Source organism: Oleiphilus sp. HI0123 (assembly GCF_001635315.1).
In genome coordinates, this window is sequence record NZ_LWGE01000195.1 from 1 (window position 1) to 634 (window position 634).

At 47.0% G+C, this 634-nt stretch carries 1 protein-coding gene; it reads left to right on the forward strand.

Features of this window, described 5'->3' with window-relative positions:
- On the forward strand, positions 1-634 hold a 634-nt coding region (locus tag A3761_RS01790), incomplete at both ends, for an Ig-like domain-containing protein (RefSeq protein ID WP_197472731.1).

Sequence of the window (634 nt, forward strand, 5' to 3'; positions counted from 1 at the left end):
GCTCTAGTACTGTTGCAAGCGTAGAAAGCCCTAGCGCTCCGGTTATCAGCGCTAATGCAGAAGGCGAAGCCCTGATCTCTGCCGAACTAGAGGGAATCAGTGGTATTAGTTTAGTGACAGTAACAAGTGCGACACTTCAATCAATATCACTGACGAGCGATAACACAAGTATTCCGGCTGGGTTTACAGAACAAGTCAAAGCAAGTGGCTTATATACCGATGCATCGACTAAAGACATCACCCACCTCGTCACCTGGCAAAGCGAAGACAATCAACTTATTACTGTCGACAATAATGTAGATAGCCCAGGACTAATTCGTACCGTTGCCCCCGGTAGTACACGTGTCAGCGCCAGCTTTGAAGGCCTATCGTCCAGCGCAACCTTCACAGTGACGGACGCAATACTAAGTTCTATTGCTATTACCAGCCCTGCTAGCGCGATAAACGTTAACGATGAACTGCAACTGAGTGCCATTGCAGACTACTCCGATAACAGCAGCAAAGATCTCACCCAAGAAGTAAGCTGGATAATCAGTGACAATGATGTTGTATCTATCGAGACGGCATCGAATGACTACTTTTCTAATCAAAGCGGTTTGCTAAAAGCTCTGTCAGCCGGCACCAGCGATATATC